Origin of the sequence: Lacticaseibacillus suilingensis (genome assembly GCF_016861845.1) — a bacterium.
Taxonomy (GTDB): Bacteria; Bacillota; Bacilli; order Lactobacillales; family Lactobacillaceae; genus Lacticaseibacillus; species Lacticaseibacillus suilingensis.
Window position 1 is genome coordinate 1 of record NZ_BOLV01000045.1, and the last position, 4,080, is coordinate 4,080.

General features: G+C 50.3%; 1 pseudogene. It reads right to left on the reverse strand.

From position 1 onward, the window contains the following. Positions 1-4,019 (reverse strand): annotated as a pseudogene (locus JUF11_RS12860) (hypothetical protein); the annotation flags it as partial. Positions 4,020-4,080 lie beyond the last annotated feature (61 nt).

Consider the following 4,080-nt stretch of genomic DNA (forward strand, 5'->3'; position numbering starts at 1 on the left):
GTTACAGCACTTTCAGATGCTGAACCACTGGCACTGTCTGAAGCGCTAATGGAAGCACTTTGACTTGCGTCAGAAATCGAAGCACTTTGAGAAGCACTGACCGAGGCACTATCAGATGCGGAAGTTACAGCACTTTCAGAAGCTGAACCACTGGCACTGTTCGAAGCACTAATTGAAGCACTCTCGCTTGCGTCAGAAATCGAAGCACTCTGAGAAGCACTTACTGATGCACTGTCAGATGCGGAAGTTACAGCACTTTCAGATGCTGAACCACTGGCACTGTCTGAAGCGCTAATGGAAGCACTTTGACTTGCGTCAGAAATCGAAGCACTTTGAGAAGCACTGACCGAGGCACTATCAGATGCGGAAGTTACAGCACTTTCAGAAGCTGAACCACTGGCACTGTTCGAAGCACTAATTGAAGCACTCTCGCTTGCGTCAGAAATCGAAGCACTCTGAGAAGCACTTACTGATGCACTGTCAGATGCGGAAGTTACAGCACTTTCAGATGCTGAACCGCTGGCACTGTCTGAAGCGCTAATTGAAGCACTTTGACTTGCGTCAGAGATCGAAGCACTTTGAGAAGCACTGACCGAGGCACTATCAGATGCGGAAGTTACAGCACTTTCAGAAGCTGAACCACTGGCACTGTTCGAAGCACTAATTGAAGCACTCTCGCTTGCGTCAGAAATCGAAGCACTCTGAGAAGCACTTACTGATGCACTGTCAGATGCAGAAGTTACAGCACTTTCGGAGGCTGAACCGCTGGCACTGTTCGAGGCGCTAACTGAAGCACTTTGACTTGCGTCAGAGATTGATGCGCTCTGAGAAGCACTTACTGATGCACTGTCAGATGCGGAAGTTACAGCACTTTCAGATGCTGAACCGCTGGCACTGTCTGAAGCGCTAATTGAAGCACTTTGACTTGCGTCAGAGATCGAAGCACTCTGAGAAGCACTTACTGATGCACTGTCAGATGCTGAAGTTACAGCACTCTCCGAAGCTGAACCGCTAGCACTGTCAGATGCACTCTTGTTGGAGTTTGAGGTGTCTGCTGATTCAGAAGCACTCTCTGATGCACTAACCGAGGCACTGCCAGAAGCAGAGGTTACAGCACTTTCAGATGCTGAACCGCTAGCACTGTCTGAAGCACTCTTGTTGGAGTTTGAAGTGTCTACTGATTGAGAAGCACTTTGAGAAGCGCTAACCGAGGCACTGCCAGAAGCAGAGGTAACAGCACTTTCGGAGGCTGAACCGCTAGCACTGTCAGATGCACTCTTGTTGGAGTTTGAGGTGTCTGCTGATTCAGAAGCACTCTCTGATGCACTAACCGAGGCACTGCCAGAAGCAGAGGTTACAGCACTTTCAGATGCTGAACCGCTAGCACTGTCTGAAGCACTCTTGTTAGAGTTGGAAGTGTCCACTGATTCGGAAGCACTTTGAGAGGCACTAACCGAGGCACTGCCAGAAGCAGAGGTGACAGCACTTTCGGAAGCTGAACCGCTAGCACTGTCAGATGCACTCTTATTAGAGTTCGAAGTGTCCACTGATTCGGAAGCACTTTGAGAGGCACTAACCGAGGCACTGTCAGAAGCAGAGGTAACAGCACTTTCGGAGGCTGAACCGCTAGCACTGTCAGATGCACTCTTGTTGGAGTTTGAGGTGTCTGCTGATTCAGAAGCACTCTCTGATGCACTAACCGAGGCACTGCCAGAAGCAGAGGTGACAGCACTTTCAGATGCTGAACCGCTGGCACTGTCAGATGCACTCTTGTTAGAGTTTGAAGTGTCTACTGATTCAGAAGCACTTTGAGAGGCACTAACCGAGGCACTGTCAGAAGCTGAGGTGACAGCACTTTCAGAGGCAGAACCGCTCGCACTGTCTGAAGCACTCTTGTTAGAGTTCGAGGTGTCTGCTGATTCAGAAGCACTCTCTGATGCACTAACCGAGGCACTGTCGGATGCAGAAGTTACAGCACTTTCGGAAGCTGAACCACTAGCACTGTCAGACGCACTCTTGTTACTATTTGACGTTTTTACTGAGTCAGAAGCGCTCTGTGATGCACTGACCGATGCACTGACCGATGCGCTGCCAGATGCACTGTTGGATGCACTCTTATTGCTCTCTGAGGTCTTGGCAGAATCACTGGCGCTGGCTGAAGCACTTTGTGATGCTGAACCACTGGCACTGTCAGAGGCGCTAATGGAAGCACTGTCAGAATAACTCTGGATGACGCTCGCCGAGTAACTCTCAGAGATACTTACCGAAGCCTCGGAGTAGGAAGCAATCGACTCGGAGATTTCAGACAGCTGTGAATCGATTTGTGAATTGATGATTGACCCAGAAATCGACGCCGACGAGGAAGCAGAAGCGGAATAGCTTGCAGAGAGAATCGCCGATGTCTTAGCCGATTCAGAAGCAATTTCCGACTTGGTGATCGAGTTCAGCAGATCAATTTCACTCTTCTGGGCTGAATCCTTTGCGGAGTTAACCGCGCTAGTCGAAGCACTGGCCGAAGCCGATGCGCTAATCGAAGCTGATGTCTTAGCCGAGTCCGAGGCCTTAGCACTATTGCTTGCACTAACGCTCGCACTAGTCTTAGCACTGTCGCTGGCAGAATAGCTAGCTGAGTAACTGGCTGAGGAAGAGACACTAGCGGAGTTCGATGCCTTAGTGCTGTTAGAAGCACTTTGCGAAGCACTGATTGACGCTGAAGAAGATGCACTGGCTGAGCGCCACAGACTAACGGATTGTGAAGTCTTCAGGCTAGTTGAAGCGCTGGCTGAAGCACTTTGCGAAGCACTCAGTGAGGCCGTTTGATCGGACTCTGATGCCTTTGCACTGCCAAGTGCACTAGTGGAGGCGCTTTGCGAGGCACTCACAGAAGCGGAATTGCTTGCGGAGTTTGAAGCGCTTTGTGATGCAGATTGACTGTTAGATTGGCTAGCAGCTGGGCTCCAGGCCTTAACCACAACCAAACCATTGGCCTGGCTGGTCTTGTGTGTTGTCGGATCAGTGTAGGTCACGACAACCAGCATGCTACCAGGCTTGGTATTATCCACCTTGCCATAAGATTCAGTAATAGTCAGATTGCCTGCCGCATATGCGGCATTGTTGTCGACGGCATTACCCTCGGAATCGGTAATCGTTGCAATATCTGTTAAGTCATCCTTGTAATTCTGACCAACGTAGATTGTTTCGGTACCGCCCTCAATCTTAGGCGTGTTGTCAGTGACAGTCAGGGTCATGGTGTTCGACTGCATAACAGTCGTAACAGTGTTCCCATTGGCATCCTGAGTCTTGACGGTCATCTTGACATAGTACTGATGCTGATCATAACTGGCAGGCACATTATTGATTGTCAGCGTGGTCCCAGTCGCACCTGAGACAGCGGTGCCATCAGCGTTGTACCACTGATAGGTAACGCTCGCGCCAGCGAGTGAACCCGTGCCTTGAAGAGGAATCGAAACATTGTCACCAGCTGTGACTTTCTGATCGCTCAGGCCACCGCCGGCAGTAACTTCAACCGAGCCGCGAGCATCAACGGCACCAGTTTCAGCGTTGGTTGCGGTCGCGGTAACTGTGTAGGTCCCTGGCTGAGTGACAGTCAGATAGCCCGTGCTGGAGATGGTGGCACCACCATCAACAGACCAGGTGATCTTATCGTTTGAGTTTGTCGGGTTAAGTGTGTACTCGATCTGCTCACCCGCGGAAGTATCAGTGGGAGTAGATCCAGGAATTGTGACCCCGTTTTTACCGCCAACTAACAGATAATCAATCGGCGCCGTCACCGTAATACCGGTGGCCGCGATTGGTTTATCAACAGTCACCACGGCAACATCAGAACCGTATGTCCCATCGTTAAAGCCCAAGCTAGACAGCAACATCGAGCCTTTAACTGCGACATTGACCCAACCGGCCAGGACGCTAGCAATAGCATTGGTCCCAGTTGCTTCATAGGTATAGACAATCTGATAAGCAATCTTGCCTGAAGTGTTTTCAGGTACTTGAATTGTCAAGCTAAGTGGAACATCTCTGACCAGAAGACTTCCAGCGAGGATTTCCAACCAAACATCTTGC